Origin of the sequence: Pseudomonas sp. WS 5411 (assembly GCF_012985595.1) — a bacterium.
GTDB classification, from domain to species: Bacteria; Pseudomonadota; Gammaproteobacteria; order Pseudomonadales; family Pseudomonadaceae; genus Aquipseudomonas; species Aquipseudomonas shahriarae.
Genome location: NZ_JAARMC010000004.1, coordinates 149,632 through 165,052, shown reverse-complemented (window position 1 = coordinate 165,052; position 15,421 = coordinate 149,632). Strand labels below are relative to the sequence as shown.

General features: G+C 61.3%; 14 protein-coding genes and 4 tRNA genes. 13 read left to right on the top strand and 5 right to left on the bottom strand.

Annotation, left to right across the window (positions count from 1 at the left end):
- Nucleotides 1-21 precede the first annotated feature (21 nt).
- A complete protein-coding gene (gene chrA, locus HBR93_RS09980; protein WP_169960213.1) occupies nucleotides 22-1,230 on the bottom strand; it encodes a chromate efflux transporter in 1,209 nt (402 codons plus the stop codon).
- Between the two features lie 196 nt (nucleotides 1,231-1,426).
- On the opposite strand from chrA, the gene HBR93_RS09975 reads away from it, so the two are divergent.
- Entirely contained in the window at nucleotides 1,427-1,867 is a 441-nt protein-coding gene (locus HBR93_RS09975; protein WP_057438591.1) for a TspO/MBR family protein, read from the top strand.
- Nucleotides 1,868-1,921: 54 nt separating this feature from the next.
- Here HBR93_RS09975 and HBR93_RS27125 read toward each other — a convergent pair whose 3' ends face one another.
- Together HBR93_RS27125 and HBR93_RS09965 are read right to left on the bottom strand one after the other, a co-directional pair.
- Nucleotides 1,922-2,800: a sensor domain-containing diguanylate cyclase gene (locus HBR93_RS27125; RefSeq protein ID WP_115128644.1), complete on the bottom strand. Its 879-nt coding sequence runs from the start codon at nucleotides 2,798-2,800 to the stop codon at nucleotides 1,922-1,924.
- A gap of 82 nt (nucleotides 2,801-2,882) precedes the next feature.
- Nucleotides 2,883-4,274: an aldehyde dehydrogenase family protein gene (locus HBR93_RS09965; protein ID WP_169960212.1), complete on the bottom strand. Its 1,392-nt coding sequence runs from the start codon at nucleotides 4,272-4,274 to the stop codon at nucleotides 2,883-2,885.
- 104 nt (nucleotides 4,275-4,378) lie between these two features.
- Here HBR93_RS09965 and HBR93_RS09960 point away from each other — a divergent pair, with 104 nt between their 5' ends.
- Nucleotides 4,379-5,245, top strand: coding sequence for a LysR family transcriptional regulator (locus tag HBR93_RS09960; RefSeq protein WP_169960211.1), 867 nt, complete (start codon nucleotides 4,379-4,381; stop codon nucleotides 5,243-5,245).
- An 11-nt stretch (nucleotides 5,246-5,256) separates the two neighbouring features.
- On the opposite strand, the gene HBR93_RS09955 is transcribed toward HBR93_RS09960, so the two are convergent.
- On the bottom strand, nucleotides 5,257-5,466 hold the full coding sequence (locus tag HBR93_RS09955) for a hypothetical protein (RefSeq protein WP_057438594.1): 210 nt from the start codon (nucleotides 5,464-5,466) through the stop codon (nucleotides 5,257-5,259).
- A 260-nt stretch (nucleotides 5,467-5,726) separates the two neighbouring features.
- Nucleotides 5,727-6,923: an amino acid aminotransferase gene (locus HBR93_RS09950; protein WP_057960189.1), complete on the bottom strand. Its 1,197-nt coding sequence runs from the start codon at nucleotides 6,921-6,923 to the stop codon at nucleotides 5,727-5,729.
- 343 nt (nucleotides 6,924-7,266) lie between these two features.
- Between HBR93_RS09950 and uvrB the strand changes: the two genes are divergently transcribed.
- The 11 genes from uvrB to HBR93_RS09895 all read left to right on the top strand — a co-directional run bounded on the left by uvrB (nucleotide 7,267) and on the right by HBR93_RS09895 (nucleotide 15,376).
- Nucleotides 7,267-9,282: an excinuclease ABC subunit UvrB gene (gene uvrB / locus HBR93_RS09945; RefSeq protein WP_057960188.1), complete on the top strand. Its 2,016-nt coding sequence runs from the start codon at nucleotides 7,267-7,269 to the stop codon at nucleotides 9,280-9,282.
- 289 nt (nucleotides 9,283-9,571) lie between these two features.
- Entirely contained in the window at nucleotides 9,572-11,053 is a 1,482-nt protein-coding gene (gene gltX, locus HBR93_RS09940) for a glutamate--tRNA ligase (RefSeq protein ID WP_169960210.1), read from the top strand.
- Between the two features lie 147 nt (nucleotides 11,054-11,200).
- Nucleotides 11,201-11,276, top strand: a tRNA-Ala gene (locus HBR93_RS09935).
- A 77-nt stretch (nucleotides 11,277-11,353) separates the two neighbouring features.
- Nucleotides 11,354-11,429, top strand: a tRNA-Glu gene (locus HBR93_RS09930).
- A 50-nt stretch (nucleotides 11,430-11,479) separates the two neighbouring features.
- A tRNA-Ala gene (locus tag HBR93_RS09925) sits at nucleotides 11,480-11,555 on the top strand.
- A 78-nt stretch (nucleotides 11,556-11,633) separates the two neighbouring features.
- Nucleotides 11,634-11,709 (top strand) — tRNA-Glu (locus HBR93_RS09920).
- Between the two features lie 181 nt (nucleotides 11,710-11,890).
- Nucleotides 11,891-12,430 carry a TetR/AcrR family transcriptional regulator gene (locus HBR93_RS09915; protein ID WP_057438596.1) on the top strand — a complete coding sequence of 180 codons (540 nt, stop codon included), beginning with the start codon at nucleotides 11,891-11,893 and terminating at the stop codon, nucleotides 12,428-12,430.
- 30 nt (nucleotides 12,431-12,460) lie between these two features.
- Nucleotides 12,461-13,294 (top strand): alpha/beta fold hydrolase, encoded by an 834-nt coding sequence (locus HBR93_RS09910; RefSeq protein ID WP_115128640.1) that lies wholly within the window; start codon nucleotides 12,461-12,463, stop codon nucleotides 13,292-13,294.
- A gap of 55 nt (nucleotides 13,295-13,349) precedes the next feature.
- Nucleotides 13,350-13,781 carry a thioesterase family protein gene (locus tag HBR93_RS09905; protein WP_057438598.1) on the top strand — a complete coding sequence of 144 codons (432 nt, stop codon included), beginning with the start codon at nucleotides 13,350-13,352 and terminating at the stop codon, nucleotides 13,779-13,781.
- A gap of 67 nt (nucleotides 13,782-13,848) precedes the next feature.
- Nucleotides 13,849-14,808, top strand: a complete 960-nt coding sequence (locus HBR93_RS09900; protein ID WP_057438599.1) for a tRNA-dihydrouridine synthase — start codon at nucleotides 13,849-13,851, stop codon at nucleotides 14,806-14,808.
- A 118-nt stretch (nucleotides 14,809-14,926) separates the two neighbouring features.
- A complete protein-coding gene (locus HBR93_RS09895; RefSeq protein WP_057438600.1) occupies nucleotides 14,927-15,376 on the top strand; it encodes an Hsp20 family protein in 450 nt (149 codons plus the stop codon).
- Nucleotides 15,377-15,421: the final 45 nt, after the last annotated feature.

The following is a 15,421-nucleotide window of genomic DNA, read 5'->3' as shown; positions in this document are numbered from 1 at the left end:
AGGGCGTGGTGGCTGGGTTGTCTACACGATCAGACTCAATAACCAGCCCGCTGCGCCGCTGCCTGCAACCACGAGCCATGGCGGCAGTTTGCAGAACATCAGCGCCACCAGGGCGATCAGTGCCAGGCCGAAGTCTTGTGCGGTGAATATCGCGTTGGTCCACACCGGTTGGTACAGCGCTGCCAGTAATAAACCCACCACCGCGGCATTCACGCCGGCCAGTGCGGCCTGTGCGCGTGTGTTTTGGCGCAGGCTTTGCCAAAAGGGCAGGGCGGCGAAGATCAAGAGAAACGACGGCGTGAAGATAGCCAGCAGGCAGATCACGCCGCCGAGCCAGCCGGTGGGGGCTGGGTTCATTGCGGCGCCGAGGAACGCGGCGAAGGTAAACAAGGGCCCGGGCACGGCTTGGGCCGCGCCGTAGCCGGCGAGGAACACGTCGTTGCTCACCCATTGCGGCGGCACTACTTCGGCTTGCAGCAGGGGCAGTACCACGTGGCCGCCGCCGAACACCAGCGAGCCGCTGCGGTAGAACGCGTCTAGCAGCGCCAGGCTCTGGTTGGGCAGCGTCTGGGCGAGGAGCGGCAGGCCCACCAGCAGGATCAAGAACAGCGCCAACCACATCACTCCCGCGCGGCGGCGGATGGGGATGGCGAGTGCTTCGTGGGTGGCGTTGGGGACGGGGCTGAACAGCAGCAGGCCGACGACGCCTGCGCCGGCAATCACCGCGACCTGGCCCCAGGCCGACGGTATCAACAGGGTAATGACGGCGGCCATCAGCATCAGGAGCATGCGCCCCCCGCTATGGCACAGGTTGCGCGCCATGCCCCACACGGCTTGGGCGACGACCGCCACGGCGACGACTTTGAGGCCATGCAGTGCGCCGTTCGGTATGGCCGAGCTATGCTGGGTCAGGCCCAGGGCGAACAGGATCAAGAGCACGGCGGACGGCAAGGTAAACCCGGCCCAGGCCGCCAGTGCGCCGCTGTAGCCTGCCCGTGACAAACCCAGGGCGATGCCCACCTGGCTGCTGGCCGGGCCGGGGAGAAACTGGCAGAGCGCGACCAGGTCTGCATAGCTGCGCTCGCTCAGCCAGCGCCGCCGCGTGACGAATTCATCGCGAAAGTAGCCGAGGTGGGCGACAGGTCCGCCGAAGGAGGTCAGACCCAGGCGCAGGAAAATCAGGAAAACCGACCAGGGACTGCTGCGGTGATCAGCGGGGACGTTGGCCAAGCGCTCGATTCTCTAAGGAATGGGAAGAATCAACGCACCCTAAACCTTTTATATGACGTGAAAAAGGTGCGGGCTACGCGAAAATCGGTCAATCAAGCGGATTCGTTTCGGGGCCGATTGAATTTATGGCCGCAAGGTTGGGTCATTTGAGAAGTTACGGTGCCAACTGCGTGCGCCATCCATATAGGGACCGACCATGACGTTCTTCATCTTCCTGCTCGCCTGCGCCACCGCTGCCAGCACCGGCATCATGTTCAAGCCCGGCGCCTGGTATCAATCCCTGGTCAAACCGCGCTTCACCCCACCCAATTGGTTGTTTCCGGTGGCCTGGACGATCATCTATTTGCTACTCGCCTGGGCCGGTTACCGCCTGAGCCTGATCCCCGGCAGTCAGACGGTGCTGGCCCTGTGGGCGGCGCAGATTGCCTTGAATACGCTGTGGACCCCGGTGTTCTTCGGCGCGCATCGGATTCTTGCGGGGATGCTGATCATCACGCTGCTCTGGCTCACCGTGGCGGCGATGGTGGTGCTGGCGGTGCGCCTGGACCTGATCACCGGGTTGATCCTGTTCCCCTACCTGGCGTGGCTGAGTGTCGCGGCGGCGTTGAATTTCTCGATCCTGCGCAATAACCGTTGATGGCCTACACGCGTTGGCCTGCCAGTGAGCCCGAACCGGCACAACTGCGCCGCTTCAACAAATAGCTCGCTTGGCGGCCGCGCGGTGGATTTTCTTCAGCCGGTACATGTCACCATCGGCATGGCTGAGCAGCGTATCGGCATTGTCCCCGTCAGCCGGGTAACGGGCTACGCCGATGCTGCACGATGGCATTGTCACCGGGCCAAACTCAGGGCCCAGCGGTTCGGCCATGATGGCAAGGATCTGCTGTACCTTCTCGGCCACCGCCTCTTCTGAATGAAGATCGGTCAACAGCACGGTGAATTCATCCCCACCCATCCGCGCTACTGTGTCGGTGTCCCGCACACAGCCTTCCAGGCGTCGTGCAATGGCACATAGCACGCGGTCGCCGGCGGCATGTCCATGCACATCATTGATGCCCTTGAAATCATTGATATCCAGGAACAGCAGCGCCAGTGTGCTGTTCTGGCGGCGCGCGTTGCGCAACGCGGAGTCCAGCCGATCATTGAACAACGAGCGATTGGTCAGGGCGGTCAGTGGGTCGTGGTGGGCGAGAAAGCGCAGTTCCTCCTCGGCCTGGGTGAGGGCGGTGATGTCCCGCGCCACGCCGATCCGGGCGCCCACATCCTCGGACCAGAATGCCGCCCACAGGATATGCACGACACTGCCATCCTTGCGCAGATAGCGGTTGCGGAAATCGACGTGGGGCTGGCCGTTCATCACTCGGATGATCGAGGCTCGGGTGGTTGCCAGGTCTTCAGGGTGCATATAGTCGGTGATCAAGTTGCCGGTCAACTCGTCGGCACGGTAGCCGAGCAGCGTCTCGCAGGCATCGCTGACAAATGCGATCTGATTGTCCCTGTCGACCACGAAAACCGTATCCAGCATCAGATGGATCAGTTTGGGGTAGAGCGCTTGCAGGTCAACGGGCATAGGTCAGTGCAGTCCGGTTCAAATATCGGCCTGATCATATCCCGAACCTGCAGGCTGGCAATGAGCAATCTTGACTATCGGCCTACCGCCGATCTATCCATACCGTCTGCGCATTGCAGAATTCCCGCACGCCGAAATGTGACAGTTCGCGGCCAAACCCACTCTTTTTCACCCCGCCAAACGCCACCCGAGGATCGGACACGCTGTAGGCGTTGATAAAGACCCCGCCGGTTTCCAGCTGGTTGGCGATCTCGCGTGCCTTGGCTGGGTCGCGGGTGAAGAGGCTGGCAGTGAGGCCGAACTCGCTGTCGTTGGCCAGGGCCACGGCATGCTCGGCGTCGCGGGCGCTGATGATCGAGGCGACGGGGCCGAACAGTTCCTGTCTGAACGAGGTCATCTGGTCGGTGACGTTGGCCAGGACGGTGGGGGCGTAATAGTTGCCCGCGCCTTCAATAGGATGGCCGCCCAGCAGCAGGGTGGCGCCTTCGGCCAGGGTCGCCTGGACTTGTGCGTGCAGCTCGTCACGCAGGTCGAAGCGGGCCATGGGGCCAATGTAGGTGTCGCTCGACGTCGGGTCGCCCATCACCAGTTGGCGGCTGGCTTCAAGGAATCTGGCGGTGAACGCCTCGACCACGCCTTGCTCGATGATCAGGCGCTTGGCGGCGGCGCAGACCTGGCCGGAGTTCTGGAAGCGGCCGATCACCGCCGCTTGCACGGCGGCGTCGAGGTCGGCGTCGTTGAGCACGATAAAGGGGTCGGAGCCGCCCAGTTCCAGTACGCACTTTTTCAGCGCGGCGCCGGCTTGCGAGCCGATGGCGATGCCGGCGCGCACGCTGCCGGTCAGGGTCACGGCGGCGATGCGTGGGTCGGCGATGGCCTTGGACACGCCGTCGGGGGTGACGTTGATCACTTCGAACAGGCCATCGGCGAAGCCGGCTTTGTGGAAGGCCTGTTGCATCAGGTAGGCGCTGCCCATCACGTTGGGCGCGTGCTTGAGCACGTAGGTATTGCCGCTGAGCATGGTCGGCACGGCGCCGCGCAGCACTTGCCACACCGGGAAATTCCACGGCATTACCGCGAGGATCGGGCCCAAGGGGCGGTATTCGATCTGGGCGCTGCCGTTGTCCACCAGGGTCGGTTCCGGGGCGAGCATGGCCGGGCCATGGGCGGCGTACCACTCGGCCAGCAAGGCGCATTTCTCGATTTCGCCACGGGCCTGGGCGATGGGCTTGCCCATTTCCAGGGTGATCATTTGCGCCATTTCTTCGGCTTGTTCACGCAGGGCGCCGGCCAGGGCCAGGAGCATTTCGGCGCGCTGTGCCACTGGCGTATGGCGCCCCTTGCGAAAGGCGGTGCTGGCACGAGTGAGGGCGGCATCCAGTTGCGCGGCGGATTCATACGGGTAGCTGCCGACGGTTTCGCCATTGGCGGGGTTGATCGACAAGGCATGGGTCTGGTGAGTGATAGCGTTCATGGCACCGTCCTGCGCAGTGTTGGAGAAGGTGCCCAGCGTACGGGGCTGTATCTTTTCCGGGAACTGAATAATATTAAGCAATACGTTCACGATTGGAGAATGACTTGGATCTGGTGCAGTTGGAGATTTTCAAGGCCGTGGCTGAGCAAGGCAGCATCAGCGCCGCCGCACAGCTGATTCATCGGGTGCCATCGAACCTGACCACGCGTATCAAGCAATTGGAGCAGGACCTGGGTGTCGAGCTGTTTATCCGTGAGAAAAGTCGACTGCGCCTGTCGCCTGCCGGCTGGAATTTCCTCGGTTATGCACGGCGCATCCTTGATCTGGTGCAAGAGGCCCGCGCCACCGTGGCGGGTGAGGAGCCCCAGGGCCCCTTCGCCCTGGGCTCGCTGGAAAGCACCGCCGCCGTGCGAATCCCGGCATTGCTGGCGGCCTACAACCAGAAACACGCCAAGGTCGAACTGGACCTGACCACCGGGCCCTCGGGCACGATGATCGAAGGCGTGTTATCGGGGCGACTGGCGGCGGCGTTTGTCGATGGCCCGGTGTTGCACCCGACCCTGGAGGGAGTGGAGGTGTTTGAGGAGGAGATGGTGGTGATTGCGCCCTTGCATCACGCGCCGATCAGCCGCGGGCAGGATGTGAACGGTGAGAACATCTATACCTTTCGCTCCAACTGCTCATACCGGCACCACTTTGAGCGCTGGTTTTCCCAGGACGGCGCGATGCCGGGGAAGATTTTCGAGATGGAGTCGTACCACGGCATGCTCGCCTGTGTCAGCGCCGGCGCCGGGCTGGCGCTGATGCCGCGCAGCATGTTGGAGAGCATGCCGGGGTTTACCACGGTCAGTGTATGGCCGTTGGCCGACGAGTTCCGCCTGCTCAACACTTGGTTGATCTGGCGTCGGGGCACGGTGTCGCAGAGTTTGGACAGCTTTGTGCAACTGCTACAGGAACGCATTCCCCTGTAGGCGTCGGCAAGCTAGCCACCAAACTGCAGGGTGCCCATCGCCAGTTTCGCCATCAGCGCCGTGGCCCCCAGTTGCACCAGCCACAAGGCCAGGCCGCCGAGGAAGACGCCCAGGGCGACTTGCAGCACCAGGCTTTTTTGCCGCTTGGCTGGGGGCGTGCGCGGGGTGAAGTGATCCAGTTCGTCGCGGTCGGCACGCAGGTCCAGGTCGTCGTTTCTCATAAGGCTCTCGCAGCAAAGGGGCAGTCGGTGTTCAGTCTAGGGGTTGGGCGCCGCAAGTGGTGAACTTGTTGTGGCGAGCGAGCTTGCTCGCGTTGGGGCGCATAGCGGCCCCTTGTTCAGGCACCGTGGTGGTCCAGTAAGTTCAGGGTGGCAGGTATTGGGGCTGCTGCGCAGCCCAACGCGAGCAAGCTCGCTCGCCACGGGGGGCACAAATGGAAAGGGGAAGCCACTGGCTTCCCCTTCGTACCCCGCGATCAGGCTTACAGCACCTGCACAATCGCCTTGGTCACGGCAGCGATATTCGCCTGGTTCAACGCCGCCACGCAGATGCGACCGGTGTCGAGGGCGTAGATACCGAACTCGCTGCGCAGGCGGGTGACTTGCTCTACGGTCAGGCCGGAGTAGGAGAACATCCCGCGCTGGCGACCGACGAAGCTGAAGTCGTGGCCCGGAGCAGCCTTGGCCAGGTCGCTGACCATCTGCTCGCGCATGCCGCGGATGCGCAGACGCATTTCGGCCAGTTCTGCTTCCCACTGGGCGCGCAGCTCTGGGTTGTTGAGCACTGCCGCCACAATCGCCGCGCCGTGGGTCGGCGGGTTGGAGTAGTTGGTGCGGATCACGCGCTTGACCTGGGACAGGATGCGCGCGCTTTCTTCTTTCGATTCGCTGACGATGGACAGTGCGCCCACGCGCTCGCCGTACAGCGAGAACGATTTGGAGAACGAACTGGACACAAAGAAGGTCAGGCCCGACTCGGCGAACAGGCGCACGGCGGCGGCATCTTCGTCGATACCGTCGCCAAAGCCCTGGTAGGCCATGTCGAGGAACGGCACCAGGTTTTTGGCCTTGACCACTTCCAGCACGTCTTTCCAGTCGGCCGGGCTCAGGTCGACGCCGGTCGGGTTGTGGCAGCAGGCGTGCAGCACGACGATGGACTGGGCGGGCAGGGCGTTGAGGTCTTCCAGCAGGCCGGCGCGGTTCACATCGTGGGTGGCCGCGTCGTAATAACGATAGGTCTGTACCGGGAAGCCGGCTTTTTCGAACAGCGCCTGGTGGTTTTCCCAGCTTGGGTCGCTGATGGCAACCACGGCATTGGGCAGCAGTTGCTTGAGGAAGTCAGCGCCGATTTTCAGTGCGCCGGTGCCGCCAACGGCCTGGGCAGTGATCACCCGGCCAGCGCTCAACAGCGGTGACTCAGTGCCGAACAGCAGCTTTTGCACGGCCAGGTCGTAGGCGGCAATGCCATCAATCGGCAAGTAGCCACGGGCGGCGTGTTGCGCCACGCGAATGGCTTCCGCTTCGGCAACGGCACGCAGGAGTGGAATCTTCCCCTCCTCGTTGCAGTAAACGCCCACGCCAAGGTTGACCTTGTCAGTACGGGTATCGGCGTTGAATGCTTCGTTGAGGCCCAGGATAGGATCGCGTGGTGCCATTTCGACAGCGGAGAACAGGCTCATTTTTGCGGCAGCTCTATGGGGGAATGGAGGGACGTGTCGCGCTCCAGCCGAATGCACTAGAGCGGTGCACAAACGGGGAGCTAGTATAGAGGCCAACACCGCTCGCGGCGACAGCCGAAATGGCTTTTCGGCCAAGTTTTTCGGTTTATTTATCGACCGTTAGTCTTATTGCAACATTGATGGCCGCAGGCATGCAGGACGATTGCCTTGAAACCCGTCACATTCGCCTCCACTTCTACAGCTATCATGGTTTTTTCCTACGGCTCGCTCTGATATTTAGCAGGCTGTGGTCTTTTTCGTCCCCGACGGGTTTACAGTCTGGGGTGACTTCAAGAGGTACGTTATGTCGGATTTCCAACTAGTCACCCGCTTTGAACCTGCTGGCGACCAGCCCGAGGCCATCCGCCTGATGGTCGAAGGCATCGAGGCTGGCCTGTCCCACCAGACCTTGCTTGGGGTGACCGGCTCCGGCAAGACCTTCAGCATTGCCAACGTGATCGCGCAGATCAACCGCCCGACCCTGGTGCTGGCACCGAACAAGACCCTCGCCGCGCAGTTGTACGGTGAATTCAAGGCGTTCTTCCCGAACAACGCAGTGGAGTACTTCGTCTCCTACTACGACTACTACCAGCCCGAAGCCTATGTGCCGTCCTCCGATACCTTTATCGAGAAGGATGCGTCGATCAACGACCATATCGAGCAGATGCGGCTGTCGGCGACCAAGGCGCTGCTGGAACGCAAGGACGCGATCATCGTCACCACCGTTTCTTGCATCTACGGCCTGGGCAGCCCGGAAACCTATTTGAAGATGGTGCTGCACGTCGATCGCGGCGACAAACTCGACCAGCGCGCCTTGCTGCGGCGCCTGGCGGATTTGCAATACACCCGCAACGATATGGACTTTGCCCGCGCGACCTTCCGCGTGCGTGGCGACGTGATCGACATCTACCCGGCAGAGTCGGACCTGGAAGCGATCCGGATCGAGCTGTTCGACGATGAAGTCGAGAGTTTGTCGGCCTTCGATCCATTGACTGGCGAAGTGATCCGCAAACTGCCGCGTTTCACGTTCTATCCAAAAAGCCACTATGTGACACCCCGTGAAACCCTTTTGGATGCCATGGAGGGGATCAAGGCCGAGCTGGCCGAGCGCCTCGAATACCTGCGCGCCAACAATAAGCTGGTGGAAGCCCAGCGCCTGGAGCAGCGCACGCGTTTTGACCTGGAGATGATCCTCGAGCTGGGCTACTGCAACGGCATCGAAAACTACTCGCGCTACCTGTCGGGGCGCGAATCCGGCGCGCCACCACCGACCCTCTACGACTACCTGCCGGCAGACGCCTTGCTGGTGATCGACGAATCCCACGTCAGCGTGCCGCAAGTCGGTGCCATGTATAAAGGCGACCGTTCGCGCAAGGAAACCCTGGTGGAGTACGGCTTCCGCCTGCCTTCGGCGCTGGATAACCGGCCGATGCGTTTTGACGAGTGGGAAAGCATCAGCCCGCAGACCATCTTTGTGTCCGCCACGCCGGGCAACTACGAGGCCGAGCATGCTGGCCGGGTGATCGAGCAACTGGTGCGTCCCACCGGCCTGGTCGACCCGCAAATCGAGATACGCCCGGCCCTGACCCAGGTCGATGATTTGCTGTCGGAGATCACCAAGCGCGTGGCCCTGGAAGAGCGGGTGCTGGTTACCACGCTGACCAAGCGCATGTCCGAAGACCTTACCGATTACCTCGCCGACCACGGCGTGCGCGTGCGTTACCTGCACTCGGACATCGACACGGTGGAGCGCGTGGAGATCATCCGCGACCTGCGCCTGGGCACGTTCGATGTGCTGGTGGGCATCAACCTGCTGCGTGAAGGCCTGGACATGCCCGAGGTGTCGCTGGTGGCGATCCTGGACGCGGACAAGGAGGGTTTCCTGCGCTCCGAGCGCTCGCTGATCCAGACCATTGGCCGTGCGGCGCGTAACCTCAATGGCCGGGCGATTTTGTATGCCGACCGCATCACCGGCTCCATGGAGCGGGCCATCGGCGAAACCGAGCGCCGCCGCGACAAGCAAATTGCGTTCAACCTGGCCAATGGCATCACCCCCAAGGGCGTGTTCAAGGACGTGGCCGACATTATGGAAGGCGCCACCGTACCGGGCTCGCGCAGCAAGAAGCGCAAAGGCATGGCCAAGGCTGCCGAGGAAAACGCCAAGTACGAAAACGAACTGCGCTCGCCGAGCGAAATCACCAAGCGTATCCGCCAACTGGAAGAGAAGATGTACCAGCTGGCGCGGGACCTGGAGTTTGAAGCGGCGGCGCAGATGCGCGATGAGATTGGCAAGTTGCGCGAGCGGTTGCTGACGGTCTGAAGTTGCGTTGATGGGGCAGGCCTCATCGCAGGCAAGCCAGCTCCCACATGTGCAATGCATTTCAACATGTGGGAGCTGGCTTGCCTGCGATGGCGGCGCAGTGTCGGTTACGAAAGGCAATGGAATATAGCCAGCTAACGATCTGCCAAATAGCTATCTCGCGGTTGCAGCCCCAACCTTGGTTTATATGCCCTTTGTTGATCGGCCCACGCTGGAGCCGGGGGGCTTGGGGCTGTTACCATTCGCCCCTTGTTTTATTTTCAGCTTTATTGCCCATTCGAGACCCGCCATGACCACCGTCCGCACGCGCATCGCGCCATCGCCTACTGGGGATCCCCACGTCGGTACTGCCTACATCGCCTTGTTCAACTACTGCTTTGCCAAGCAGCACGGCGGTGAATTCATCCTGCGGATCGAAGACACGGACCAAGTGCGTTCGACCCGTGAGTCGGAACAGCAGATTTTCGATGCCCTGCGCTGGTTGGGCATTACCTGGGCTGAAGGCCCGGATGTCGGCGGTCCACATGGCCCGTATCGCCAGAGCGAGCGCAGCGACATCTATAAAAAGTACACCCAGCAACTGGTCGACATGGGCCATGCCTTCCCGTGCTTCTGCACCGCCGAAGAGCTGGACCAGATGCGCTCCGAGCAACAGGCCCGTGGCGAAACCCCGCGCTACGATGGCCGCGCACTGCTGCTGTCGAAAGACGAAGTGGCCCAGCGCCTGGCTGCCGGTGAACCTCACGTCATTCGTATGAAAGTGCCGAGCGAAGGCGTGTGCGTGGTGCCGGACATGTTGCGCGGCGATGTGGAGATCCCGTGGGACCGCATGGACATGCAAGTGCTGATGAAGACCGACGGCCTGCCGACGTACTTCCTGGCCAACGTGGTCGATGACCACCTGATGGGCATCACCCACGTACTGCGTGGCGAAGAGTGGCTGCCATCGGCGCCCAAGCTGATCCTGCTTTACGAATACTTCGGCTGGGAACAGCCACAGCTGTGCTACATGCCGCTGCTGCGTAACCCGGACAAGAGCAAGCTGTCCAAGCGCAAGAACCCGACCTCGGTGACCTTCTACGAGCGCATGGGCTTCATGCCTGAAGCGATGCTCAACTACCTGGGCCGCATGGGCTGGTCGATGCCGGACGAGCGCGAGAAGTTCTCGCTGCAGGAAATGGTCGATAACTTCGACCTGTCCCGCGTCTCCCTGGGCGGGCCGATCTTCGATATCGAGAAGCTGTCGTGGCTCAACGGCCAATGGCTACGTGACCTGCCGGTGGAAGAGTTCGCCAGCCGTGTGCAGCAGTGGGCGTTGAACCCCGAGTACATGATGAAGATCGCCCCGCTGGTGCAGGGCAGGGTGGAGACGTTCAGCCAGGTCGCCCCACTGGCCAGTTTCTTCTTTGCCGGGGGCGTGAACCCGGATGCCAAGCTGTTCGAGTCGAAGAAACTCTCGGCCGACCAGGTTCGCCAGTTGATGCAGTTGATCCTGTGGAAGCTTGAAAGCCTGCGCCAGTGGGAGAAGGACGCCATTACCGCAACCATCCAGGCGGTGGTCGAGTCCCTGGAGTTGAAACTGCGCGATGCCATGCCGCTGATGTTTGCCGCGATTACCGGGCAGGCCAGTTCGGTGTCGGTACTTGATGCGATGGAAATCCTCGGCCCTGACCTGACCCGTTTCCGTCTGCGCCAAGCCCTTGATTTGCTGGGCGGTGTGTCGAAGAAAGAAAACAAGGAATGGGAAAAGCTGCTGGGTGCTATCGCCTAGTTAAGCGCTGGTAAGGTCAAAACCCCGGCTTTCCGGGGTTTTGACGGTAAGTGATTGTTATCCCGGCAAAAAACTTTGAAAATTGTTGAAAATAAATTTGACAGCCTTTCAAAGCGCCATTAAGATTCGCCCCGTCCTCACCGATGAGGGGCTATAGCTCAGCTGGGAGAGCGCTTGCATGGCATGCAAGAGGTCAACGGTTCGATCCCGTTTAGCTCCACCAATTTACAGGTTCAAGGTCTGGCCACACCGTCCTTGAATTGATCAGGCCCAGCTTGATCAGGTTGTACAGAAGGTTTTGTCCCCTTCGTCTAGTGGCCTAGGACACCGCCCTTTCACGGCGGTAACAGGGGTTCGAGTCCCCTAGGGGACGCCAGTTTCAACAAGCAGCTCGCAAGGTCTGCTGCGCCGCGAGGCGAAAAATCCGGGGCTATAGCTCAGCTGGGAGAGCGCTTGCATGGCATGCAAGAGGTCAACGGTTCGATCCCGTTTAGCTCCACCAATTTACAGGTTCAAGGTCTGGCCACACCGTCCTTGAACTGATCAGTCTCAGCCTGATCATGTTGTATAGAAGGTTTGTGTCCCCTTCGTCTAGTGGCCTAGGACACCGCCCTTTCACGGCGGTAACAGGGGTTCGAGTCCCCTAGGGGACGCCACGATTACCCGCTCTGCGGGATTTATAAGGGTCATTCGATTATTGAATGACCCTTTTGTTTGTCTGGCGTTTGGGTTTTCTCCCTCCCTCTACAAAAATCTCTTCTGACCAGCGGTCGAATTCAGCGCTTGCTAAAAAGTATTATGAAGATAATATTTTAACCGTAATATTCGGAGGCCGTCATGAGCGATAAAAAAGCGCAAACCCGTGAACGTATTCTGCAAGCCGCCAGCTCCGCGCTGATTCAGCGTGGCCCGGCCGAACCGAGTGTGGGTGAGGTCATGGGGGCCGCGGGCCTGACCGTTGGCGGCTTCTACGCCCACTTTGAAAGCAAGGACGCCTTGATGTTGGAAGCGTTCGAGCAACTGCTGGCGCGGCGCCGGGCGTCTATCGAAGACATGGACCCCAGCCTGACAGGCGAAGAGCGCCGCGCCCTGGTGGCGGCGTTCTACCTGTCGCGCAAGCACCGCGATTCTACCGCCCAGGCCTGCCCGATCCCGGCCACGGTGGGCGAGATGAGCCGCTTGCCGGATGAGTTTCGCGATGTGCTGAGCCAGCACGTCGAGCTGATGGCTGCGCAACTGGCCGCCAGCCCGGAAGACACCGACAAAGCCCTGGCCGACATGGCCTTGATGATTGGCGGCCTGGCATTGGCCCGGGCCCTGGGGCCGGGCGAATTGTCGGATCGTGTATTGCGCGCCTCCAAGTCGGCAGTGCGCTGAACAAGGCTGGTGAGCCTGGGGAGTGAAGGGATGAGCACCTTGAACTGGATTCGCCGTGTCAACGGCACCGTGGGCAGGCTGGCGCCGCAAACCATCGCCAACCAGATGCGTCGCGCCTTCATGACGCCTCGGGATCTGCCGCCCCGTGCGTGGGAATTGCCGCTGCTGGCGCAGGCCGAGCGCATCACCTTGCGTTTTGGCCTGTCGGCGCTGCGTTGGGGCCAGGGCCCGGCAGTGCTGATGATGCATGGTTGGGAAGGGCGACCAACCCAGTTCGCCAGCTTGATCGACGCATTGGTGGGCGCCGGTTATTCGGTGATTGCCCTCGACGGCCCGGCCCATGGTCGCTCGCCGGGCCGTGAGGCCCACGTGGTGCTGTTTGCCCGGGCGATGCTGGAAGCGGCCGCTGAGTTGCCGCCGCTGCACGCGGTGGTCGGTCACTCCATGGGCGGCGCCAGTGCGATGCTGGCCATCCAATTGGGCCTGCGCACCAATGCGTTGGTGAGCATTGCGGCCCCTTCCCGTTTGCTCGATGTATTGCGCGGCTTTGCCTCGGTGGTCGGCATGCCGGAGCGGGCGCGTGCAGCGTTTATCCAGGAGGTCGAGTACGCCCTGGGCATCCCGCTCAAGCACCTGGATGTGGCCCACTATCAAATGAATATCCCAGGGCTGATCGTGCATGCCGAAGACGACACCTTCGTCCCGGTCAAGGCCTCACAGATGATCCACGAGGCCTGGTTCGACAGCCGCCTGTTGCGCCTGGAGCAAGGCGGGCATCAGAAGGTCCTGGCCGACCCTCGAGTGGTCGAAGGCGTGCTGGCGCTGCTGGCCGGCTGCCGTGAACCGGCGCGGCAAACCGCTTGAGCCAAGCGATGGGTTACACTGCTGCCCGCCGACATTAATCGACCGGGAGCTGGGCATGGGCTGGGACTTGGCAAAGCCGTTTATCATTGATCTGCAGGTGGCCGCTGAGGACATCGACGGCCTGGGGCATGCCAATAATGCCGTTTACGTCTCCTGGTTGGAGCGTTGCGCCTGGCGCCACTCCCAGCGTCTGGGCCTGGACCTTGCCGAGTACCGGCGCCTGGATCGGGCCATGGCGGTGGTGCGCCATGAAATCGACTATCTGGCAGCCGGCTACGAAGGCGATGAGTTGCAACTGGCGACCTGGATCGTCGATTGGGACCAGCGCCTGAAGATGACCCGGCGCTTCCAACTGATGCGCCCCAGTGATGGCGCCACCTTGTTGCGTGCGCAAACCACCTTTGTCTGTATCGAACTCTCCAGCGGCAAGCCCAAGCGCATGCCGGCGGAGTTTATCGAAGGCTATGGCGTGGCGATCCACATCTGACAAGGGGGTTAACGGTTGCTGTGGGAAACCCAGTAAACTGCGCCACGTTTTTCGTTGAGTGTTTTCCATGCAAATTGCCTTGGCGCCCATGGAGGGGTTGGTCGACAACATCCTGCGGGACGTGCTGACCCAGGTGGGCGGTATTGATTGGTGCGTGACCGAATTTATCCGGGTCAACGACCGCCTGCTGACTCCGGCCTATTTCCACAAGCTTGCTCCTGAACTGCTGCACGGTGCCAAAACCGCTGCGGGCGTGCCTTTGCGTGTGCAGTTGCTGGGCTCTGATCCCGTGTGCCTGGCGGAAAACGCCGCGCTGGCCTGTGAGTTGGGGTCTGAGGTGATCGACCTGAACTTTGGCTGCCCGGCCAAGACGGTCAACAAGTCCCGCGGCGGCGCGGTGCTGCTCAAGGAACCGGAACTGCTCAACCAGATCGTCGAGCACGTACGTCGTGCGGTGCCGGCGCATATCCCGGTGACCGCCAAGATGCGCCTGGGCTTCGACAGTCCGGACGGCGCGCTGGTGTGTGCCACTGCTCTGGCGGAAGGTGGTGCGGCACATATCGTGGTGCATGCGCGGACCAAGGCCGATGGCTACAAGCCGCCAGCCCATTGGGAGTGGATCCCGCGTGTGCAGGACGTGGTCAAGGTACCGGTGTTCGCCAACGGTGATATCTGGAGTGTTGAAGACTGGCGACGCTGCCGCGAGATCAGCGGTGTCGAGGACATCATGCTCGGTCGCGGCCTGGTGGCGCGTCCCGACCTGGCCCGGCAAATCGCCGCCGCACGTGCCGGTGAAGACGTGGTGGAGATGAGTTGGGAGGAGATGCAGCCCATGCTTCGGGAGTTCTGGACGCAGTCTGTAGCGCAACTGACTGAGCGCCAGGCACCAGGTCGTCTGAAGCAGTGGCTGGCGATGCTGACGCGCAACTACCCGCAAGCTGTAGAGCTGTTTACCGCGCTGCGCCGGGAAACCGACCTTCAGCAGGTCAGCCGTTTGCTCGGAATGCCTCACCCCCAAGGGGTCTGAAAATTTTCTTACGGCCTCTCTTGAAATGTACTTGGCGGTCCTTATCTAGGGATTACACGATGCCGAATTCGGGTCGTGGAGATAAAGAACCTTGCTGATTATTTCAGGAGATTTGACCATGAGTACCGCATTTTCCCTGGCACCGCTGTTCCGCTCTTCCGTGGGTTTCGACCGTTTCAACGACCTGTTCGAAACCGCGCTGCGCAACGAGCCGGGCAGCAGCTACCCACCCTATAACGTCGAGAAACACGCTGAAGACCAATACCGCATCGTGATCGCGGCGGCCGGTTTCCAGGAAGACGATTTGGAGTTGCAGGTAGAGAAAGGCGTCTTGACCGTCAGTGGTGGCAAGCGTGACACCAAGGCCGAGAACGTCACCTATCTACATCAAGGCATTGCCCAGCGCGCCTTCAAGTTGTCGTTCCGCTTGGCGGACCATATTGAGATCAAGGCCGCAGACCTGAGCAATGGATTGTTGAGCATTGACCTGCTGCGAGTAGTGCCGGAAGAGGCAAAGGCCAAACGCATCCCGATCAATGGGGGGCAGAAGCCGGCCCTGCAACACTGAGTCTATATTTTTAAGTTTTTCATCTCTTCAAGAAAGGGCGCCTCT

What these genes read in the sequence shown, in the direction of transcription:
- HBR93_RS09975 (WP_057438591.1), top strand. Translation starts at nt 1,427, where the DNA reads ATGACGTTCTTCATCTTCCTGCTCGCCTGCGCCACCGCTGCCAGCACC.
- HBR93_RS27125 (WP_115128644.1), bottom strand. Translation starts at nt 2,800, where the DNA reads ATGCCCGTTGACCTGCAAGCGCTCTACCCCAAACTGATCCATCTGATG.
- HBR93_RS09965 (WP_169960212.1), bottom strand. Translation starts at nt 4,274, where the DNA reads ATGAACGCTATCACTCACCAGACCCATGCCTTGTCGATCAACCCCGCC.
- HBR93_RS09955 (WP_057438594.1), bottom strand. Translation starts at nt 5,466, where the DNA reads ATGAGAAACGACGACCTGGACCTGCGTGCCGACCGCGACGAACTGGAT.
- HBR93_RS09950 (WP_057960189.1), bottom strand. Translation starts at nt 6,923, where the DNA reads ATGAGCCTGTTCTCCGCTGTCGAAATGGCACCACGCGATCCTATCCTG.
- uvrB (WP_057960188.1), top strand. Translation starts at nt 7,267, where the DNA reads ATGTCGGATTTCCAACTAGTCACCCGCTTTGAACCTGCTGGCGACCAG.
- gltX (WP_169960210.1), top strand. Translation starts at nt 9,572, where the DNA reads ATGACCACCGTCCGCACGCGCATCGCGCCATCGCCTACTGGGGATCCC.
- HBR93_RS09915 (WP_057438596.1), top strand. Translation starts at nt 11,891, where the DNA reads ATGAGCGATAAAAAAGCGCAAACCCGTGAACGTATTCTGCAAGCCGCC.
- HBR93_RS09910 (WP_115128640.1), top strand. Translation starts at nt 12,461, where the DNA reads ATGAGCACCTTGAACTGGATTCGCCGTGTCAACGGCACCGTGGGCAGG.
- HBR93_RS09905 (WP_057438598.1), top strand. Translation starts at nt 13,350, where the DNA reads ATGGGCTGGGACTTGGCAAAGCCGTTTATCATTGATCTGCAGGTGGCC.
- HBR93_RS09900 (WP_057438599.1), top strand. Translation starts at nt 13,849, where the DNA reads ATGCAAATTGCCTTGGCGCCCATGGAGGGGTTGGTCGACAACATCCTG.
- HBR93_RS09895 (WP_057438600.1), top strand. Translation starts at nt 14,927, where the DNA reads ATGAGTACCGCATTTTCCCTGGCACCGCTGTTCCGCTCTTCCGTGGGT.